A 22,471-nucleotide genomic window follows, 5' to 3' on the forward strand; every position below is an offset into this window, starting at 1 on the left:
TGAAATAGTATAGCCCTCGTTTAATAATATTTCAATTTGACTTCTTTCTTTATCACTTAAGTGTTTATAGTGTCGTTTTGTGGTATAATGTACTTCAGACATGAAAATCTTCCTATCTATTTGGTTTGGCAACTTTAGTATAGCTGATTTTCATGTTTTTTTGTTTATTTTTATTTGTTGCACTTCATTTTACAACACGGGACAAAAATTTAAACTTTGTAGCAGAGAAATTATTCTTGACAATGGCTGGTTATGTGAGAAAAAACAAGGCTATACCGAATAATTTAAATTTGATTGAAGAGGATATTAGGGAAAAATTTGATAAAGATTTCTATGAACAAGGATTTAATCTTACTTTCCGAAAGATACTTAAACAATATGAAGTAGATGAAAAGAATTTTAGAATGATATTTGTTCGAAATATAGAACAATCCATTGTCAACATGCATTCTTTCTTCATTGATGATTTAAGGAAAGCAAAGGAACTTGACACTCACAACTTAAATAGATATTTAAACATGTTTGGAATCAATCGAGTAAACCTGGATTCTAATGCAAAATCATGTAATTTTAATCCGAATATTTTTGACGAAATTCTCCAGCCGATAAATTATCCTATGGGTCGTTTTCCAAGTAATCCGGATTTTTCTTTATCTTTTATGCAGCAAGTTACCGTCAATCTTTATTTGAACGATATCAATGATATTTTAAGTGTTAACGGTCCACCGGGGACAGGAAAGACAACACTGTTGAAAGATATATTTGCCGATTTGGTTGTTAGACAGGCTTATGAAATGAGCATAACTATGAATTCTCCGTTAAAAAATGAACTTAAATATTTTAAGGATAACACTATATCCGTACTTTCCTCAAAGATATCAAAATACAATATGTTGGTTGCCAGTTCAAATAATGCGGCTGTTCAAAATATTGTAGGAGATCTACCACTCAAAAAGGATATTTTTGAAGAGTTCATTCCTCTAATCGAAGAGGTAGATTATTTTACTTATTCTTCAAATTCTAGATACGAAAAAATTTATAATGAAAAAAGCGAAAAATATGATTGTGATTTAGTGCAAAAAGAGGGGAAAAATAAGAGTTGGGGTATGTTTTCTTTTGAGGGAGGAGCATCAACAAACTTGAATAAGTTGTGCAATAAAATTCAATCAATGACGGATGAACTTGATAATTGGAATTTATCCAGTAAAAATGAAGTAGAAATCATTGAAGAATTTCATAAATTATATGAAGAGGTTAGTTCTTATAAGAAGATTATGCAGTCTTTTTTTATGAAATTTAAATATTTAAAAGACTTAAAGAAAGAGCTGAAAAATAAAAAAGAAGCCTTAAAGTTACACGAATCTCAAAAAGTAGAAGTGGAGAATCGGATTCTTAACATAGACCGTGAGATAAGGGAACTTGAGAGAAAAAAGCAAATACAAGAAGATGAAATATTAAAAGTACGTGAAAAACTAAATCTAAATGAATATGAAATCCAAAGAACAAAGAGAAATTTTGAAGTTATCAAAATGCAGATACCACAAGAAAATGTGATTTCCAAACTGATAAGATTATTCAGAAAAAGCAATCAGCAAAATCTTTATGATAGATTAAATCATGAAAATAATACCTTAAATCAGCTTGAAATATATAACAAGGAGCTTTTAAAACAAATTTCAAGTATAAACCAAAAGATAACTGATTGTACAACTGATATAGGATGTCGTAGAGATTGTAAATATTCAATAAATGAAGAATATGAATCTAAGAAGAATAACCTCAATCGTTTTGTTTTAAATACGCAGAAAATGATTCTTGAACTTGAAGATAAATTGACACAAGAAAATGTCCGATGCGTTGATTTCGGATTAAGATATGAGGAGTTACAAAAATCAAATCCATGGTTTGATAAGGAGTTTAGAATTTTACAGACAAAATTGTTTATTTGTGCATTAAAGGTGAGAAAACTTTATTTATATAAGAATAATAAAAGTTTGAAGGCAGCGAAGAGTATCTTTGAAAGGCAGAATGAACATATCAGCAAAGAAAATGGTAAGTTATTAATAAAGACAGCATGGGAATGGATTAATCTAGCAATTCCGGTTGTTAGTTCTACATTTGCAAGTTTCGGCAGGATGTTTAGAAATTTTGATGAAGACTCTCTGGGGGCTTTATTCATAGATGAGGCTGGGCAGGCCTTGCCCCAAGCTAGTGTTGGTAGTATTTTCAGAAGTAAAAAGGTCATGGTTGTTGGAGATCCTTCTCAGATTAAGCCTGTACTGACTTTGGACTCGAAAATGATGAATCTAATTGCAAGATTATATCAAGTGGATGAAAATTTCGTCTCCAAGGATGCTTCTACACAATCCTTGGTTGATACGACGAGTCAATACGGTTTTCAAAAAAATGAAGAAAAGTGGATTGGAATACCTCTTTGGGTGCATAGGCGTTCCAATTACCCCATGTTTTCAATTGCTAATAGAATTTCCTACAATGATTTGATGGTTCAGGGAAAAGAAGGAAATTCTGCTTATGGAAAAGCATTCTGGTATGATGTGAAGGGAATTGCTGACAATAAATATGTTGAGGAACAGGGAGATAAGTTGGTTGAATTGATACAAGAGAAGTTATCTAAAAATCCCGATTTAAAAGATAAAATCTATGTCATAAGCCCGTTTAAGAATGTTGCTACAAAGTTAATCGAAAAATTAGATTCCATCCATTTTGTCATTAAAGGTGTAAATGGTAAGGTTATTAATGTGGGAACTGTTCATACTTTTCAGGGGAAAGAGGCAAATATCGTATATTTTGTTCTAGGTGCAGACAATAATAGCCAGGGAGCAGCCAGATGGGCATTTTCCGAACCAAATATAGTAAATGTGGCGGCAACTCGAGCAAAGGAAGAGTTTTATATTATAGGTGATAAAACTCTCTATTCAAAATTGGGGAGCGAAATTGCACTGCAAACTATTGAAATAATAGACAAATACAATGGGCAAAGTGATACCAAGGAACATACTTGTGTATAGTCTATTTGGGTGACATTGAGTGTATGTTAGAGTTTACTCATCATTAGGTGGCTTGATGAGGTTAGAAGAATCTAGTCAAAGTAGACCAGGTAAGACAAGGATATACTGTATCAAACAAAAAATAGTTCCAAGGCAACATTATTATTGACAGTTATAATTGTCATCCTTTACATCAAAATTATCTTGCTTTACAGAAAAAAACATGGAAAAGATAGCGTTGATTATACCAATTGTTTTGTAGAAAAATGGGGGATATCTCTTTGATCAACTTAGTAAGAAAGCTTACCACTTTTTAATGGAATGAATTGAGAATAACAGGAGTCCTACCATAAATAGCTTATATGTTAAATGGTGTTGGTGACCAAATATTGAGCAATCGTATGAGCGGGTATAAATTTCTATCGATTTTCTTTTTAAATAAACGATTAACCAGTAATATTCTTTCTCCAAAATTATAAAAATTGTGATAACCATATCCTTATCTACATAGAACCTAAAGCTTTTGAAATAAAAACAGAGAAGGAAATGCTTTTTATTAAAAACATTGGATCTAAAACAATAGAATGACTAAAGAAATCGGTATCATGTTAAAAAATAGAGTAGATAGACTGTTACGTAAGTAAATCTGAAAGAGATTTAGTTTTTAGTAATTGGAATTGTGTCAAAAGGTTGATGCCAAGTGTTATCAACCTTTTTGATTTGAAAAAAGTACTGAAAAAAATTACTCCCTTTCAAATATATTTATAAATAAGTGATAAGGTATTGAAACAGAGTGAATAGGTATTTTTTATGGATAATCATATCATGAAACTATTTAGTTTTTGGTTTTCATCCAATAATGTGGGGAAATGTACCTCTCCTAGTGATATAAAACAATTGTGTGAGTAAAGGTTTTTGTTAGCCAACACGATTTTTTGTTATACCTTTAATTTTTTTGAAGGTGTTTTTGGGTGAATAAACATTTAACTGAATATAAAATGTTACGTGTGTATAAAAATGGATAGTCTTTATGATACTTAAGCAATATAAATAAAACAAAAAAGTTGACAATAAGTAAAAATGTGATAGGATAATTATGTCCATATTTAAGCAAAGATGATGCAAGATATGAGAAGTATGGTAAAATAAGAGTGTAAATAAATATTAGGAGTGTATGAGTTATGAAACAAGAAGAATTTAAAGACGTTGTTGCAAAAGGTGGAAAAGTGATTGATGTTAGTGATGCAAGTCGCTTTGCTGAATCACATATTGAAGGAGCTATAAATATTCCTTTAGAAGAATTAGAAGAAAGATTAGCCGAATTAGATAAAAATGAAGAATATCATGTTGTGTGTCGTTTAGGCATCAAATCAGAAAAAGCTACGGAAATATTAACTCAAAAAGGGTACCATGTTCATAATGTAGAAGGTGGGATGAATGACTGGAATGGAGAGGTTGTAAGTGAATAAAAATGTGATTCGTGTAAAAGGTGCACGTACGCATAATTTGAAAAATATTTCTGTCGATATACCTCGTGATCAACTTGTTGTCATTACAGGCTTGTCAGGATCTGGAAAAAGTTCTTTGGCATTTGATACATTGTATGCAGAAGGGCAAAGACGTTATGTTGAAAGTTTGTCGAGCTATGCTCGACAATTTTTAGGGCAAATGGATAAACCGGATGTAGATAGTATTGAAGGATTAAGTCCGGCTGTGTCTATTGATCAAAAAACAACGAGTAAAAATCCGCGTTCAACTGTAGGAACCGTTACTGAAATCAATGATTACTTGCGCTTGCTCTACGCAAGAGTAGGAAAACCAATTTGTCCAAATGACGGTACTATTATTGAAAGTCAAACTGTAGAACAGATGGTAGATAAAGTGTTGTCTTTGCCGGAACGAACTAAAATTCAAGTTTTAGCTCCTGTTGTTACTGGAAAAAAAGGACAGCATAAAAAAGTCTTTGAGCAGTTAAAGAAAGAGGGGTATATTCGTGTTAGAGTAGATGGTGACCTGTTTGATTTATCTGAAACAATTGAATTGGATAAAAATAAAAAACATACAATAGAATTAATTATCGACCGTTTAGTTGTTAAAACAGAGAGTCGCTCTCGCTTATTTGAATCCATTGAATCAGCCTTACGCATGGCTGAGGGGTATGTGTTGATTGATGTTATTGATGGAGAAACTATGTTATTTAGTGAGCATCATGCATGTCCACATTGTGGGTTTACTGTAGGTGAATTGGAGCCACGGTTATTTTCTTTTAATGCTCCGTTTGGTTCGTGTCCTGCTTGTGATGGATTGGGGAGTAGCTTATCAGTAGATGCTGATTTAGTTGTTCCAGATAAATCACTTAGCTTGAATGGTGGTGCGATTAGTGCGTGGAATCCTATTAGTTCTACCTACTATACAAAAATGTTAACCCAGTTTTGTGAGCAATTCAATATTCCAATGGATATTCCTTTTTCTGAATTGTCTTTGGAGCATGTCGATTTACTTTTCAACGGCTCAAAAGGAAAAGTTTTTCATTTTCATTATGAAAATGAATTTGGTGGAGTTCGTGATGTAGATATTCCTTTTGAAGGTGTGTTGGTTAATATTAAGCGACGTTATCATGAAACGAATAGTGATTTTACACGTGAACAAATGATGCTTTATATGACTGAACTAACTTGTCCAACTTGTAAAGGGAAACGGTTGAATTCTGCTGCATTAGCTGTAAAAATTAATGGACAGAGTATTGCAGATGTCACGGATTTGTCTATTGCCGATAGTTTAGATTTTTTTGAACAGCTCTCTTTTGGACAGGCAGATACCATTATTGCTCAGCCTATATTAAAAGAAATTAATGATCGTTTAACCTTTTTACGTAATGTAGGATTAAATTATTTGTCATTAAGTCGTATGGCAGGTACTTTATCTGGTGGAGAAGCACAACGGATTCGTTTAGCCACACAAATAGGCTCAAATTTGTCCGGTGTATTATATGTTTTAGATGAACCATCTATCGGATTACATCAAAGAGATAATGATCGCTTGATTGAATCATTGAAAAAAATGCGTGATTTAGGAAATACTTTAATTGTTGTGGAGCATGATGAAGATACTATGAAACAAGCGGATTATTTAATTGATATGGGTCCAGCCGCTGGAGAGCATGGTGGAGAAATTATTGCTTGTGGAACACCTCAAGAAGTCATAGACAACCCCAATTCATTAACTGGACAATACTTATCTGGAGTAAAACACATTCATTTACCGGAAAGTAGACGAACAGAGAATAAAGGATGGATAGAAGTTATTGATGCAACTGAAAATAATTTAAAGCATGTCCATGCAAAATTTCCAATTGGTCGTCTAACAGCAGTGACTGGTGTGTCAGGATCTGGAAAAAGTTCATTAGTTAATGAAGTGCTAAAAAAAGGATTGATGCGTGAATTAACACGTTCGAAAGAACGTCCTGGAGCATTTAAAGCGATTAAAGGTGTAGAGCATTTAGATAAGATTATTGATATTGACCAAAGTCCTATTGGGCGTACACCAAGAAGTAATCCTGCAACGTATACCGGTGTTTTTGATGATATTCGTGATGTGTTTGCAACAACGAATGAAGCAAAAGTAAGAGGATATAAAAAAGGACGTTTCAGTTTCAATGTAAAGGGTGGACGATGTGAGGCATGTCGTGGAGACGGTATTTTAAAAATTGAGATGCACTTTTTAGCAGATGTGTATGTACCGTGTGAAGTATGTCATGGGAAACGCTATAACTCAGAAACATTGGAAGTCACTTATAAAGGAAAAAACATTTCTGAAGTTTTAGATATGACAGTAGAGGAAGCCTTAGATTTCTTTGCAGCTATTCCTAAAATTAAACGAAAACTACAAACTATTGTAGATGTTGGACTAGGGTATGTGCGTTTAGGACAATCAGCTTTAACATTATCTGGTGGAGAAGCACAACGCATGAAACTAGCCAGTGAATTGCAACGTGTTGCGACAGGAAAAACGGTCTATATTTTAGATGAACCAACAACTGGTTTACACGTTGATGATATTAAGCGTCTATTAATTGTGTTAAATCGTCTAGTAGATGCTGGAAATACAGTGATTGTAATTGAACATAATTTAGAAGTTATTAAAACAGCGGATTATATTATTGATATAGGTCCAGAAGGTGGAGCTGGTGGTGGACAAATTATCGCTATTGGAACACCAGAGGAGATTGTTAAGGTTAAGGAAAGTCATACAGGACGTTACTTAGCACCGTTATTGCAACATATATAACTACTAATTTTTATAGAATAGATAGTTATGACTTAATATTAAGTATTGAAGTTGCTTTCTATTAACAAATAGAGACTCTATGTCAAATAGGGGTGATGAGGTTGTTATGCACTTAAGTGCATAACAGTCTTTTCATCACTAGAAAACAATTTTGTTTCTATAATAAATAGATATGAACAATCGTTCGTGTTGGTAAACACAAAGTTTTACCAACACGATTGGTTTATACAAAAAGTTGTGAACTCAAAAATAGTAAAGAGATATTAAAGCTAAAGGGATTGGAAAAAGTCTTTAACTCACAAAAACTGCGAGAAATCAATGTTTGTAAACGTTGATTTCTTGCAGTTTTCAATATATCGTTTCATATAATGTTTAGTTTTTTCCAACTACTTTATGCTTATCCAGTGTTATGTGTATTGCGTTTTACGATTAGCGTTATAATACTTCTTTGCCTTCTTCACCAGATTTTGCAGGTAAGATAAGGTTTAAAATAATACCGACTAAAGCACTTAAAGCTGTTCCTGATAATGTTAATTCAGGTGTAATTTGTAGAATAGCTCCACCTAAACCAATAACAAGCATTGCACTAGCAATAATCAAATTTTTAGCTAAGCGTAAATCTACTTTTGCTTCAATCATAACTTTCAGTCCATTACTTGCAATAACACCATATAAGATAATAGACATTCCCCCAATAACCGCTTGAGGAATAGTTGAAATAAGAGCAGTAAATTTACCAAGTGTTGATAAAATCATAGCAATAATGGCTGCATTACGAATAATAGAAACAGATGCAATACGGGTCATGCCAATAACACCAGTATTTTCTCCATAAGTTGTATTGGCAGGTCCACCAAGAAAAGCTGAAACAGCAGTAGCTACACCGTCACCGATTAATGTGCGTTTTAATCCAGGTTCTTTTAAAAATTGACGTCCACAAATTTCACTTAATACAGTATGATCTCCAATATGTTCTGAGATAGTGACAATGGCTAGAGGGAGAATAGCCATTGCTTCTGGACCCAAGTCAAATGTATAAGTAGAAAACCATGGTGTATCAAATGGTAGTGAGAAATTTGGAAGTTGTAACCAGTTCGCTTGTGTAACAGGTGTAAAGTCTACAAGACCGACAAAAATGGCAACAATATATCCTGCCAATATACCAAGTAAAAATGGAATAATTTTGAAAAATCCTTTTGCTGTTGTATTAATGTAAGCAGTCACTAAAAAAGTGACTAAAGCAACAAAAATTTGTCTTAAGTCAGCATTGGCTACTAAACCTGCATTTTTAACGGCTGAGTTGGCTAACCCAAGTCCGATAACCATAATCATTGGACCAATAACAATGGGGGGAAGAAGTTTATCAATCCATTGTGTCCCAACTAATTTAACTAAAGCAGCAACTAAGACGTAAATCAGTCCAACTATAATAATACCTGTTTGAGCAGCTGAAATATCACCATTTTTTTGTTGAATAGCAAAACCTACAGCTGAAATATAGGCAAATGATGATCCTAAATAGACAGGTACTTTTGCTTTGGTTGCAATAATGTAAATTAAGGTGCCAAGACCACTACAAAATAGTGCCACAGAAACAGACATATTTAATAATAAAGGCACAAGAATGGTGGCACCAAACATTGCAAAAATATGCTGGATACTTAAAATCAATCCTAATTTCCATTCTGGTTTATCGTGTACATCTAAAAGTAATTTTTGTTCCATAAAGACCTCCTAAAGCTCATTTGTAAGAGAAAACAAATTTCTATAAACAAAAAAGCCTGAATATGATAGTATCCGGCTCTAAAAGAATAGTATAATGTGTTTTTGCCTTTTCCATTTCACTGAATGGAATTAAAGCCTAATACTTTCAAGAGTATAGCAGTAAAAGAAGAAAAATGCAAGGTAATCCTTAATAAAGTAGATAAAAATTATTTAATAAAAATATTTAATATCAAAACACAACTTTAAACATTTTTATTATGACATAGGGAAAAGTGTTGTAGGAGATGAGTAAAACGTTATATTAGACTAAAAATGTCATTATAGATGTTTATGTCTATAGACTATTCAATTTTGTAGTTACTTTAATGAGTGGTACGATGCTTATATGATTAAGAAAAAATGAGTTACTTAAAAAACAGCTTTAAATCAAAGAAGATAAATAGTTTATTCAACACGTTATAAGTCTATTTGTTAGTTTTTGTTATCTATGAATAAACAATGAAAAAGACTTGATACGTTTAGAGAATATGTGATAAAGATTTGAGTAAAAAGAGATAGGATACTTTACTTTATGAAAGGTTATAAAAAATGATAAAATGGTAAATAGGTTTATATTTTCTCTTTTCTTATAATGATGGGACTGGGAAAAAACTAAAATTTTAGCCTTTCGCTTAAAATTTGAAAACTGCTTAGAATCAACGTTTATGATGACGTCATGATAAGATGTTTTTTATGTTTAAGACTTTTTTCCCAGTACCACCGTGCATGTCGTTCAAGATAATAATCTAAGTGAGAAATCTGTCCTCGTTTTGTGAGGATTGATTTTGAGTACGACATGCCCGTCGTACTCAAAAAAGTGGAAAGATTTGAAAAAAATTTTTCCACTTTTTTATTATATTTTAGACTTTTTCCCAGTCCCAATGATATAATATTGGTGAAAAATGTACTTTACTTAGTTATAAAAAACAATCGAGTTAGTGAACCAAAAAGCTCACAACACGATTGTTTTTGTATATTTTGATTAAATTGCCCATTCTCCATTTCTGAAAATAGGAATAACTTGACCGTCTTGTGTGATACCATCAATATCCATAAATTCAGAGCCAATCATAAAATCTACGTGAGTTGATGAACGGTTTAATCCAGCTTCTTCAAGTTCTTCTTGACTCATATCCACACCACCTTGTACGCTATGTGCATAAGCTGAACCAATAGCTAAATGGTTAGAGGCGTTTTCGTCAAATAATGTGTTGAAGAATGTTAGTCCAGATAATGAGATTGGTGTTTTGTGTGCAACAAGAGCAACTTCTCCTAAAGCACGTGCACCTTCATTTTCCTCAACTAAACGTTTAATCGTTTCTTCACCTTTTTTAGCTGTAACATCAACAATTTGACCGTCTTTAAATGTGAATGTCATATCTTCAATGACAACACCTGCATAGCTTAATGGTTTTGTACTAGATACATAACCTTCTGCACGTCTGAAATCTGGTGCAGTAAACACTTCTTCAGTTGGCATGTTTGCAATAAACTTGTGACCTTGTGCATTGATACTACCAGCAGATTCCCAAATGTGATTTTTTGGCAACCCTAATGTTAAGTCTGTACCTGGTGCTGTGTAGTGAAGAGCATCAAATTGAATATCATTTAAAATTTTTGCTTTTTGATTTAATTTTTCTTCATGTTCATTCCATGCTTGAATTGGATCATCTGCATAGATACGATTCATTTTGAAAATTGCATCCCATAATGCATCAACTTGTTCTTCAGTTGATGACAAGTTAGGGAACACCATAGCTGCCCATTCTGGATTGGACGCAGCACCTAATGTCCAACTGATTTTGTTTGCTTGTGTAGCTAAGCGTTGTTCGTGTAAAGCAACTGCAGTAGCTTTTGTTAATGTTGCTAAACGAGCTGAATCAACTTGAGCAAAAGCATTTGGATTAGCAGATAAAATAACTAAACGGCTTGTTTTTTTGTTTAGGTAATGTAAAGATTTATCTACTATGTATTGCGGAACATTCTCGATACAATCCGATTCAGCGTGTAATAATTTCTCACGTGTAATGACTTCATCTGTGTAATCTACAACAACTTCAACGGCACCATAAGCATAGGCTTCCTTAGTTAGTAGACGTGCAAAATGTGCGTGTTCAACAGGAATTGTAATGATTAGACGATGCCCTTCTGAAATACTCAAGCCTTTTTTTAAAAGAAGCTGAGCATATTTTTTTAAATTTTCTTCAAATTGCGGTAAAACCATATAAATGCTCCTTTTCATAATTAATGTATTATATTGATAGATTAAGTAACTTTTCTCAATTGAAAAGTATATTATCTTGTATTTCTATATTGTCTATTGAAATTATAGACTGAAAAAATATAAACTGAATAGACAGTAGTTTAGACTAATTATTTGCCAAGGTTTTGAACCAATTCTTCAGCAAACTTATGTAAATTTTCTATATCTTGATCTTCTGCCATTAATTCAATTTTAACATTTTCTGAACCTTGAGTTGCACCAGTTTTTTTGAATTGTTCTTCAAATAATAGGACAGCATTACAGTAGAATTCGTAATAAGAATCTCCAGAACCGAAAACCCCAAAAATTTTACCTGTTAAATCTTCTTGAGCTAAGTCTTCATAAAAATCTAACATTTCATCAGGAATTTCTCCCTCACCGTAGGTATAGCTTCCTACAATACATAAATCGTAATTTTGAAAATCACTTGCACTTGCTTGTGTACTATCCATAATATCAACAGCAATTCCAAGTTCTTCTAATTTTTCTGCAACAAAATCGGCACATTCTTCTGTGCTACCAGTTAAACTTGCAAAAACAATTAAAGCAGATGACATTTTTATTCCTCCATTATTCTAAAACTATATCTAGTATACCATAAAAACGACAAAATATCAGACTAAAGACTGGTAAAAAATTTTTTATTATCATTTATAATAAACTTATCATAAGGAAAGGAGTTTAATATGGGTATAGTTCTATTGGTCAGTGCATTTATTGGCGTTATTATTATCTTGTTTAGTCGATACTTTTGGCTAGGTGGATTGGTAACTATAACGTCATTCATTAGCTACTTTATCTTATTTGGAACTGGAGAATGGATTCATGTGATAATACTAATCCTTGGATTTGCTTTAATGGGATTAGAATTAGTCGTTCCAAGTTTTGGGGCAATAGGTATTGTCGGTATGTTAATGATTGGATTAGGGTTATATAGTTCTAGTATTAATCCATCCATTACTTTATTTAATATGAGTATTGCTAGTGTTATTGCATTAACAATTGTCTTAATATTAGTAAAATGTGGATATAAATTGCAATTTGCAAGAGGGTTAGTTTTACACAGTCGACTATCAAGTGATAAAGGTTACCAAGCACATCAGAAAAATTATTTGTCTTTTATACAGCAAAAAGGCGTTAGTTTAACAAGTCTTCGTCCTGTAGGTAAGGCAAAGATTAATGGAGATGAAATTGAAGTTATCACGTCTGGTGAAATGATTGATGCCAATGAAGCTATCGTTGTATATAAAGTAGAAGGTAATAAAATTTTAGTAAGGAGAGATAATCATGAGATCAGATAGTATAGAAGTTTCTAGTTTTTTACCATTAATTGTAATCGTTAGTATTGTTATTGCAATTTTGGCAATCTTTTTGACATTTGTACCTATTGGATTATGGGTTACTGCACATTTTTCAGGTGTTAAAATAAGTGTTGCTACATTAGTGGGAATGCGCCTACGTCGAGTAGCACCGTATCGTATTATTAATCCATTAATCAAAGCAACAAAAGCAGGATTAAATATTGAAATCAATAAATTGGAAGCACACTATTTAGCTGGTGGTGATGTGAATATGGTCATTGATGCGTTGATTGCAGCACAACGTGCAAATATCGATTTGGAATTTGAACAAGCAGCAGCAATAGACTTGGCAGGTAGAAATGTATTTGAAGCAGTTCAAGTAAGTGTAAATCCAAAAGTAATTGAAACACCAGTTATTGCAGGTGTAGCAATGGATGGTATTGAAATCTGTGCCAAAGCTAAAGTAACGGTTCGTGCTAATATTGAACGCTTGGTCGGTGGTGCTGGAGAAGAAACCATTATAGCTCGTGTAGGTGAAGGAATTGTCACAACAGTCGGGAGTGCACAAAAACACTCTATTGTTTTAGAAAATCCAGATTCTATTTCTCAAACAATTTTGCGAAAAGGGCTTGATTCCGGTACGGCTTTTGAAATTTTATCCATTGATATTGCTGATGTTGATGTTGGCCGTAACATAGGTGCAAAATTACAAGCTGAACAGGCAGAGGCTGACAAAAAAATAGCACAAGCTAAAGCCGAAGAACGCCGCTCATTTGCGATTGCACAAGAACAAGAAATGATAGCAGAAGTGCAACGGATGAAAGCTAAGGTGGTTGAAGCAGAAAGTCAAGTTCCACTTGCCTTAGCTAAAGCATTGAGTGAAGGAAAAATGGGTGTTATGGACTATTATAAAATGAATAATGTTATTGCTGATACAAATATGCGTCAGTCAATTGCAGGACAAGAAGGAAACAATAATTTAGAAATTTAATGTTAGGAGAGAGGACTATGTTTGGTTTTTTAGAGGAAATTTTGTCTAGCTCATCAACTCGTCAAGAGCAGCGTACATCAAAAAAAGTTTACACGGAATTTTCTGGAAATAAGGCTAAACATCAAAACGTAAGAAAGAATCAACAAGAAAATGCTCGTATAAAAAAAAGAAACAAGCGTTCTTCTAAGAAACAACTTTCTCAACTCGAAAAAGATAATGTAAAAGAAAAGCAAATAAATCTTTCACATGATGTCAAACAGGTAACTGAAGAATTGTCTGCTCCTCTTGTTAGAACGCAAAGAAATATATCTAAAAAAAGTAAGACATCATTGAAAAAAGCCTTTATTTACAGTGAAATTTTCGGTAAACCTAAAGGATTACAATAGCTAGAGTATATCTTATTTTAAAGAAAATAACTAGGGTAGTGAAGATAAGTTCACTACCCTAGTTTGTTTTAAGAAATAAATTCTAACATTACAAATGGCTTTGGAGTGGTGCATTATTTGATACTCAAAGAATATAAATAGATAATTTTAAGTCAATAAGATAATTAAAGTATAATTTTTATGGTGTTACATTTATAAAATTTCACATGCATTTAATAAGATAGCTAGAGAACAATGATTTTTAATAGAAAGTATGTGAAAAAAGTAAGATTATCCATTGACAAACATAAAAAGTAGTGGCATACTGAAGAGGCATCTTATCAGGTGTGTACAATGGTGTACAAAAAAAGTTACAAGGGAGAAACACTATGATTGTAAAAAAATCTGCTGAATTAACACCAACAGAAAATTTTAGATATATTGCAGGAACATATTTACCTAGACCAGTGTATTTAGTGAATACGGTTTCTGAAAATGGAACGGTCAATATGGGACCATTTAGCTACTGTGGATTTATTAGTACACATCCACCAATGGTATCTGTGTCTGTTTTACGTAAAAAAGACGGAACACAAAAAGATACGGCAATTAATTTGTTAAGAACGGGAGAGGCTGTATTACATCTAGCTAATTCTGAAAATGTAGTTGGTATCCAAACTGTTTCTAAAACATTGCCTTATGGAGAGAGTGAACTGGATTTGAGTGGGTTTACATTGACTGATAGTCAAATGGTAGATGTGCCGTCTATTAATGAGGCGAGCGTTCGTTTAGAAACTAAAGTACATAAACATATCGAATTGCCAAGTACAGATTTGTTTATTTTAGAAATTGTTGCATTTGTATTTGAAGATAATATTTTAAATGATGAAGGAAAAGTGGATACATTTGCTTTAGATGTTATGGCAAAATTATACGGCAAAGAATATACGGGGATTAATGAAGTCGTTGAAATATCCAGTCGAAAAATCTAAATGAATAGAGAGCATAGAACTTTTTAGTAAAAGTAAAAAATCGTGTTGGGCATTATCCAACACGATTTTTTGATACTATTGTTCATTCTTTAAAGCAAGTGCTAGACCAATACCACCACCAACACATAATGTGGCTAGACCGTAATGTCCTTTTGTTTGTTTCAATGTATTAAGCAGTGTCACGACAATACGTGCTCCAGATGCTCCAATAGGGTGTCCTAAAGAGATAGCACCACCAAATTGATTTACTTTTGTCATATCAAAGTTTAGTTCATGAGCTAATGCTAGACTTTGTGCAGCAAAGGCTTCGTTAGATTCTATACTGTCGAATTGTTCAAGCGTTAGTCCGGTTTTTTTGCATAATTGTTCAATGGCATAGTACGGTGCAAATCCCATATATTTAGGGTCATTTCCAGCTTCGGCATAATCAATAATACTGGCTAAAATAGGGAGATGATGTTTTTGCGCAAAGGAACGTGTTGTTAAGACAAGAGCAGCTGCACCGTCATTTAAACTAGAGGCATTCCCTGCACTTACACTACCGTTTTCTTTAAAAGCAGGTTTTAAAGCACTAAGCTGCTCGATTGTGAGATGTTCACGAATGCCCTCGTCCTCTGTGATAGTAGTATGTCCTTTTTTAGTGTATAGAGTAATAGGTTCAATATCACGAGCATGGAAGGCTTTAGCTTGAGCGGCTTTTTGATGTGAATGCAATGCAAATTCATCTTGTTCCTGACGCGAAATTGAAAAGTGTTCTGCAACATGTTCAGCAGTTATTCCCATATGAATATGATGAAAAGCATCTGTCAATCCATCTTGTAAAATGCTATCTGTAACAGTTTGATGACCGTACCTTGCTCCAAATCTTTCTTTAGTTAAATAATATGGAGCATTCGACATGCTCTCTGTTCCACCTACTAACACGGCTTGTGCATCTCCTAATTTTAATGATTGTATTCCTAGAATAATTGCTTTTAGACCAGAACCACAGACTTCATTAATCGTCATGGCAGGTGTTGTGTGAGGAATTTGGCTATGTATTGAAATTTGTCTAGCAGGATTTTGTCCATTATTTGCTTGTAAAACATTTCCAAAAATAACATGTTGAATGGCTTCATTTGAAATATTACTTTCCTGTAAAGCGCCGCGAGCGGCAATAGTGCCTAATTCAACGGCAGATAAATCTTTTAAGACACCACCAAATTTTCCAATAGGTGTACGTTTTGCACCAACAATAACAATATCAGACATGTTTATTATAAGGAGCAGTACCATTTGCTGCTTCCTATATCCTTTCTTTAGTTTCGACTAAGCGTATCACAAATTGAGTGATTGAACTATGAAATAAAGAAAAATTTAATAATTTGTTAAGGGTAGTATTATTTGATACATTATTTATAAAAAAGAGCATACAAAAAGGAAACAGGAATATCAGGTAAAGTATAGAGATTATGGCAAAGTATTGATAAATTTTTAATTGAAAAGCAAGTGATTATGGACGGCTGTGTATGATAAAATGAAAATATTAAGATTTTCATAAAATAATAGCTATCTGTATAAAATTTGGTATGATAAGTACAGATGTTTGAGATAAAGGAGTCAAATTGTATGAAAATTGGAATTGATAAAATGGGATTTTATACTCCAGATGTGTATATAGATATGATCGAATTGGCAAATGCAAGAGGTATTGATAGTGGAAAGTATACTATTGGGCTAGGTCAAGAGAAAATGGCAGTAGCTCCTATTTATGAAGATGCGGTAACTATGGCAGCAAATGCAGCCTTATCCATTGTAGACAATGAAGATAGGGAGCAAATCGACCTTATTTTAGTTGGAAGCGAGTCAGGGGTTGATCAATCAAAATCTATAGCTATTTATGTGCAATCATTGGTAGGGATGAAACGTCGTGTTCGTGCAGTTGAATTGAAACAAGCATGTTATGGAGCGACTATGGGACTTCAAATAGCTAGAGAACATATTTTAGCCAATCCAGACAGTAAAGTACTTGTCATTGCTACAGATATTGCAAAATATGGCGTAAATACACCAGGCGAACCTACACAAGGAGCTGGTGCAGTTGCAATGCTATTGAGTAAAAATCCTAGAATTGCAGAAATTGAGCCGGAACATACATTTTATACAGAAGACATTATGGATTTTTGGCGTCCAGTGTATTCTGATACGGCATTTGCAGACGGAAAATTTTCAACTGAAAAATATATCGAATTTTTTGAAACAGTTTGGTGTGATTATACGCAATCTAGTGGAAAAACATTTGCTGATTTCACAGCTATTTGTTTTCACATGCCGTTTACCAAATTAGGATATAAAGCATTAACGCATGTATTAGATAAATATTCGGTAGATGAAACGGATAAAACACGCCTGTTAACTATGTACGAATATAGTAAATCTTATAATAAGCAAATTGGGAATATTTATACAGGCTCGTTATATTTAAGTTTAATGTCATTGTTGGAACATAGTACACAAAAACGTGGAAATCGTATTGGGTTATTTAGTTACGGCTCTGGTGCGATTGGAGAGTTTTTCACAATCAAGCTACGATCAGGATTTAAAAAACATTTACATCATGCACAACATAAAGCACTTTTAGACAATAGGGTAGCACTAAGCATTGATGAGTATGAACGTATACTAAATATGTCTTTAGCAAAAGACGGCACATATTTTGATACACAGGCTCCAATGACAAAGGGGAAAGTTGTATTAAGCCATGTGGAAAATCATCAAAGAGTATATCGACACAACAGTTAAGGAGTTTTGACTTTTTAAGTTTTGCAAATACTGGTATAATGTGACTACTGGAGATGATAAAATGAAGAAACTACAAAAAATTGTATTAGTATTGCAGCTAGTAACATTAGCTTTGCCGTTATTAGCAATGACAAGCGAGTATATTGCTAATAAATTGGAGGCACAAGAACATGACAGATAATAGACCTATTGGGTTTATTGATTCTGGATTTGGTGGACTAAGCGTTGTTCGAGAATCTTTATATCAATTACCTAATGAAACCATTTATTTTTTAGGTGATTCAGCTCGTTGTCCCTACGGGCCACGTACACCACAGGAAGTATTACAATTTACTTGGGAAATGGCTGACTTTTTAATGGAGAAAAATATCAAAATGTTAGTTGTTGCATGTAATACGGCAACTGCTGCTGCTTTAAAAGATTTAAAAGAAAAATTGCCTATTCCTGTTATTGGTGTCATTAATCCAGGAAGTCGAGCAGCGATAAAAGAAAGTAAAAACAATCATATTGGTGTTTTGGGGACTTTAGGTACAATTCGCTCAGGTGTTTATGAAGAAACGCTAAAAGGCAAAAAATCAGATTTAGAAGTGTCTAATTTAGCTTGTCCGTCATTTGTGGATATTGTTGAGAATAATCAAATGAATACGTTGGAGTCTTTTAATGATATTGAGCGGACATTACATGCATTAAAGTCAAAAGATATTGATACGTTAATTCTTGGGTGTACACATTATCCGTTATTAAAACCTACTATCCAAAAAATTATGGGTGAAGACGTAGTGTTGATTGACTCTGGAGTCGAAACAATTACAGATGTTAGTATGTTGTTAGACTACTTTGATATTTCTGCTGATGATACCAAAAAAAATAATCATCGCTTTTTTACAACTGGAGAAGCTAAACGTTTTGAAGTCGTTGCAAAACAATGGTTACACTTGCCAGAGTTAACAGTGCAAACTGTGAGGATTGAAAAGGAACAGGAGAAAAATAGCATGGAGAAAACAATTTTAGTTGCAACAAGAAATAAAGGTAAAGCTAAAGAATTTGAAAGTATATTTGGTAAAAAAGGCTACCGTGTTAAAACGTTATTAGATTATCCAACTATTGAAGATGTTGAAGAAACAGGAGTAACTTTTGAAGAAAATGCACGTTTAAAAGCTGAAACAATAGCACAACAATTACAAATCATGGTTATTGCTGATGATTCAGGTTTAATGGTTGATGCTTTAAACGGACAACCGGGAGTGTATTCTGCTAGATATGCAGGCGAACCTAAGAATGATGCAGCAAATAATGCAAAATTATTGGCTGAGTTATCAGAATATCCAAATGCTTCTCGTCGTGCAGTATTCCATTGTACTCTTGTTTTAGCAATACCTAATCAAGAATCTATTGTAGCAACGGGAGAGTTGGTAGGTGAAATAGCACGTGTACCACAAGGCGAAAATGGATTCGGATATGATCCTTTGTTCTACGTTCCAGAATTACAAAAAACTACTGCTCAATTAAGTGCTGATGAGAAAAATAGTATTAGCCATAGAAAAAAAGCAATATCTGTTTTATTACAGAAAATTTCTGAACAGGGGTTATTGCTATGAAAGTATTAGTCATTAGTGATTCACATGGCATTACATCGGAATTAAGCACACTTATCGCAGATTATCGTTCACAAGTAGATTACATTGTCCATTGTGGAGATTCTGAATTAACTAGCCATGATACTTTATGGGGATTAACAGATAGCGTTGTAAAAGGAAATATGGACTTTGATTCTGGATATAAAACAGAAGATATTTTACAAACAAAGGATTATCGTTTTTTTGTAACGCATGGGCATTTGTATGATGTTAATTTTGAACGATACAAACTTGCTGATAGAGCAAAAGAAGAGCATTGTGCATTTGCTTTATATGGACATACTCATGTATTAAAAGTTGAAGTGATTAATCATGTGATTTGTATCAATCCAGGTAGTTTCAATCGTTCTCGTGGACCAATTCAAGAAAGAACATTTGCCGTGATTGATGTCAGTTTAACACAAGCTATTATTCGATATTATCGAGCGGATAGAACATGTATAGATGAGTTGACAGAAATTTATCGTTTAACATAATTTTTTAATGTAGAAAAGGAATGAAACATGAAGCAATATTTAGAATTTTTACATACGATTTTGGAAAAAGGTACTGAAAAATCAGATCGTACAGGCACAGGAACGTTAAGTATTTTTGGTTATCAAATGCGTTTTGATTTACAAAAAGGATTTCCTATTGTGACAACAAAAGCTGTGCCATTTGGCTTAGTAAAGAGCGAATTGATTTGGTTTTTACGTGGGGATAATAATTTAAAATATTTATTGCAAAATAATAATCACATTTGGGACGAGTGGGGCTTCAAGCGATACGTTGAGAGCGAAGATTATAAAGGTGAGGATATGACTGATTTTGGTCGCAGATGTTTAGTTGATGAGGCATTTAATGACGTCTATCAAACTGAATTAAAAAAATATTGTGATGCGATTTTAACAGATGATGCTTTCGCCAAGAAACATGGCACTTTAGGCAATATTTATGGTGTCCAGTGGCGTAAATGGAAAACAAGTAACGGACAAGAAATTGATCAAATTCAGCAAATTATTGATACATTGAAAATTAATCCTGACTCAAGACGTTTGGTTGTATCTGCTTGGAATCCTGAAGAAGTTCCAAGCATGGCTTTACCACCGTGTCATACAATGTTTCAGTTTTATGTGATTGACGGGAAACTAAGTTGTCAGCTTTATCAACGTAGTGCAGATGCATTTCTAGGTGTTCCATTTAATATAGCAAGTTACTCTTTATTGGTGCATTTAATTGCTAATGAGGTAGGTTTAGACGTAGGAGAATTTGTACATACAATTGGAGATGCTCATATTTACAGTAACCATATTGAACAAGTAAAAGAACAGTTATCACGCACACCGTACGATTTGCCTACTTTAATTCTGAAAAAACCTGAATTATCGCTATTTGATATTGAAAAAGAAGATATTGTATTAGATAATTATCAAAAACATCCTAAAATTTCTGCACCTATTGCGGTTTAGTAAATGGATACAGTATGTCTCTTTTTAAGAAAGTGGTAATATACATTGACGATTATGTGTAAAAAGTGGCATAATATAATTTGTGAACAGTTCTATTGAGTGATATTCATCTGAACAGTTCTAATCGTTTTACATGATGATAAATCAATGACATAAAGTTAGGAGGAAAGATGGAAATGAAAATAGCCATTGTAACGGATAGTGTTGCATATTTAAGCCAAGAAGAATGTCAAAAGTCCAATATTTATGTATTGCCTTTATCAATAGAATTTGATGGTAAAGTATATGTTGAAGGGGAAGATTTAACACCTACAGAATTTTATGATTTGGTTAGAGGAACTAAGAATTTACCAAAATCATCACAACCTTCAGTAGGTAGTGCACTAGAATTGTATCAACAATTATCCAAGGAATATGATGCAGCAATTGCAATTCATTTGTCTAGTGATATTAGTGGAACGTACCAAACTGCAGTGAGTTTAATGGATGAATTTAGCCCATTTAAGATTTTTGCTGTAGATTCAAAAAGAGCATGTGGTTCCCAAAGTCAATTAGTTAGAGAGGCTGTTCGTTTAACGCAAGAAGGATATTCTCCAGAAACTATTGTTGAACGTTTATCACGTATGATAGAACACCAAACAGGGTATTTTCTTGTCGATGATTTGATGCATTTACAAAAAGGAGGGCGTCTATCAACTGGAGCTGCAGTTGTTGGCTCGATGCTTAATATCAAACCTATTTTGACAATTAATGGACCTATTACAGTTGCTGAAAAAATTAGAACATTTAAAAAGGGAATTACACGTATTACAGAATTATTTGAGCAATTTAAAACAGAATATGATGTTCCTTTTACGGCTACAATACACCATGCCAATCGTTTAGAATTTGCTAAAGAGTGGCAAATTGAATTACAAGAAAAATTTCCTAATGATACAATTGAAATAGTTGAATTTGGACCGGTTATTGGGACACATCTAGGTGAAAAATCTATAGGACTTATTTTTGGTCCAACAATGAGCGAATAATGTTATTATTTTATATTTTATTTCTATTAAATGAATGTATTTTATATACTGCTTGATTTGTTTAAATGAAGCAGTATTTTTGTGTTCTGGTAAATAACAAAGAATGACTTATATACTAAGAGAAGTAAATCTATTTTTTATCAATACGCTATAACAAGCCTTATTATTTTCATTCAATGATAATAAAGCCTTTCATATCCATTATGATGTTTCGTTAGTATAGCCATTAAACCAAAGGAGAAATCTTTATAATATATAAAAAATAGGTCTAAATCAAAGTGTTAACTTACAAAAAATAATTTCTATAAAGACATTTAGTTTGTAAAGTGAAGAAATCGTAAAATTATACCTCGAATTGTAAAGCCAAGTGCAACAGTACATGAAAAATACTAAAGTCACAGTCTATGTCTGTGTGCGACATAGTTGTTTTGTAATGGAATAGGTGTAACGGTCAAGGTAATAGCGTAGCGAACCTTTACGGTTACACCTATTCTGTTATAGTTTATGTCGTTGCACACAAACGATTAAACATAGTATGAGGTGTATCATAGTCTAGTAGACGTCTAGGTCTATTATTTAACGCATTTTGTATAGTTGTTATCATTT

The 22,471-nt window shown here is 33.1% G+C and carries 16 protein-coding genes; 12 read left to right on the forward strand and 4 right to left on the reverse strand.

The genetic code is table 11. From position 1 onward, the window contains the following. The first annotated feature begins 242 nt into the window (after positions 1–242). The 3 genes from E4T68_RS05205 to uvrA all read left to right on the forward strand — a co-directional run bounded on the left by E4T68_RS05205 (position 243) and on the right by uvrA (position 7,295). Positions 243–3,029 (forward strand): DEAD/DEAH box helicase, encoded by a 2,787-nt coding sequence (locus E4T68_RS05205; protein ID WP_167753824.1) that lies wholly within the window; start codon positions 243–245, stop codon positions 3,027–3,029. 1,160 nt (positions 3,030–4,189) lie between these two features. Next, positions 4,190–4,477 carry a rhodanese-like domain-containing protein gene (locus E4T68_RS05210; RefSeq protein ID WP_135124804.1) on the forward strand — a complete coding sequence of 96 codons (288 nt, stop codon included), beginning with the start codon at positions 4,190–4,192 and terminating at the stop codon, positions 4,475–4,477. Continuing rightward, complete coding sequence (gene uvrA / locus E4T68_RS05215; RefSeq protein ID WP_135124806.1) at positions 4,470–7,295, forward strand: excinuclease ABC subunit UvrA; 2,826 nt, start codon at positions 4,470–4,472, stop codon at positions 7,293–7,295. The genes E4T68_RS05210 and uvrA overlap by 8 nt, the downstream gene beginning before the upstream one ends. Before the next feature lie 435 nt (positions 7,296–7,730). Here uvrA and E4T68_RS05220 read toward each other — a convergent pair whose 3' ends face one another. The 3 genes from E4T68_RS05220 to E4T68_RS05230 form a co-directional block, all read right to left on the reverse strand. Further along, the gene (locus E4T68_RS05220) at positions 7,731–9,020 is read right to left on the reverse strand and encodes a uracil-xanthine permease family protein (RefSeq protein ID WP_135124808.1); all 1,290 of its coding nucleotides are present in this window, start codon (positions 9,018–9,020) and stop codon (positions 7,731–7,733) included. Between the two features lie 1,021 nt (positions 9,021–10,041). Then, entirely contained in the window at positions 10,042–11,283 is a 1,242-nt protein-coding gene (locus E4T68_RS05225; protein ID WP_135124810.1) for an aminopeptidase, read from the reverse strand. Between the two features lie 149 nt (positions 11,284–11,432). Then, on the reverse strand, positions 11,433–11,879 hold the full coding sequence (locus E4T68_RS05230; RefSeq protein WP_135124812.1) for a flavodoxin: 447 nt from the start codon (positions 11,877–11,879) through the stop codon (positions 11,433–11,435). A 129-nt stretch (positions 11,880–12,008) separates the two neighbouring features. Here E4T68_RS05230 and E4T68_RS05235 point away from each other — a divergent pair, with 129 nt between their 5' ends. The 4 genes from E4T68_RS05235 (at position 12,009) to E4T68_RS05250 (ending at position 14,971) form a co-directional block, all read left to right on the forward strand. Next, positions 12,009–12,623 carry an NfeD family protein gene (locus tag E4T68_RS05235; protein WP_135124814.1) on the forward strand — a complete coding sequence of 205 codons (615 nt, stop codon included), beginning with the start codon at positions 12,009–12,011 and terminating at the stop codon, positions 12,621–12,623. Next, positions 12,610–13,614, forward strand: a complete 1,005-nt coding sequence (gene floA, locus E4T68_RS05240) for a flotillin-like protein FloA (protein ID WP_135124816.1) — start codon at positions 12,610–12,612, stop codon at positions 13,612–13,614. The genes E4T68_RS05235 and floA overlap by 14 nt, the downstream gene beginning before the upstream one ends. Before the next feature lie 17 nt (positions 13,615–13,631). Next, positions 13,632–14,000 carry a hypothetical protein gene (locus tag E4T68_RS05245; RefSeq protein ID WP_135124818.1) on the forward strand — a complete coding sequence of 123 codons (369 nt, stop codon included), beginning with the start codon at positions 13,632–13,634 and terminating at the stop codon, positions 13,998–14,000. Positions 14,001–14,368: 368 nt separating this feature from the next. Next, the gene (locus tag E4T68_RS05250) at positions 14,369–14,971 is read left to right on the forward strand and encodes a flavin reductase family protein (protein WP_135124820.1); all 603 of its coding nucleotides are present in this window, start codon (positions 14,369–14,371) and stop codon (positions 14,969–14,971) included. 75 nt (positions 14,972–15,046) lie between these two features. Here E4T68_RS05250 and E4T68_RS05255 read toward each other — a convergent pair whose 3' ends face one another. Further along, positions 15,047–16,222: a thiolase family protein gene (locus E4T68_RS05255; protein WP_135124821.1), complete on the reverse strand. Its 1,176-nt coding sequence runs from the start codon at positions 16,220–16,222 to the stop codon at positions 15,047–15,049. Positions 16,223–16,579: 357 nt separating this feature from the next. Here E4T68_RS05255 and E4T68_RS05260 point away from each other — a divergent pair, with 357 nt between their 5' ends. From E4T68_RS05260 to E4T68_RS05280, 5 genes are all read left to right on the forward strand, one after another. Further along, on the forward strand, positions 16,580–17,752 hold the full coding sequence (locus tag E4T68_RS05260) for a hydroxymethylglutaryl-CoA synthase (protein ID WP_135124823.1): 1,173 nt from the start codon (positions 16,580–16,582) through the stop codon (positions 17,750–17,752). Between the two features lie 170 nt (positions 17,753–17,922). Beyond that, entirely contained in the window at positions 17,923–19,350 is a 1,428-nt protein-coding gene (gene racE, locus E4T68_RS05265) for a glutamate racemase (protein ID WP_135124825.1), read from the forward strand. Beyond that, entirely contained in the window at positions 19,347–19,865 is a 519-nt protein-coding gene (locus tag E4T68_RS05270) for a YfcE family phosphodiesterase (RefSeq protein WP_135124827.1), read from the forward strand. The genes racE and E4T68_RS05270 overlap by 4 nt, the downstream gene beginning before the upstream one ends. Positions 19,866–19,892: 27 nt before the next feature. Next, complete coding sequence (locus E4T68_RS05275) at positions 19,893–20,837, forward strand: thymidylate synthase (RefSeq protein WP_135124828.1); 945 nt, start codon at positions 19,893–19,895, stop codon at positions 20,835–20,837. 170 nt (positions 20,838–21,007) lie between these two features. Next, positions 21,008–21,865 carry a DegV family protein gene (locus E4T68_RS05280; protein ID WP_135124830.1) on the forward strand — a complete coding sequence of 286 codons (858 nt, stop codon included), beginning with the start codon at positions 21,008–21,010 and terminating at the stop codon, positions 21,863–21,865. Positions 21,866–22,471: the final 606 nt, after the last annotated feature.

The sequence above is a fragment of the Granulicatella sp. WM01 genome (assembly GCF_004570605.1).
In the GTDB taxonomy this organism is placed as follows: Bacteria; Bacillota; Bacilli; order Lactobacillales; family Aerococcaceae; genus WM01.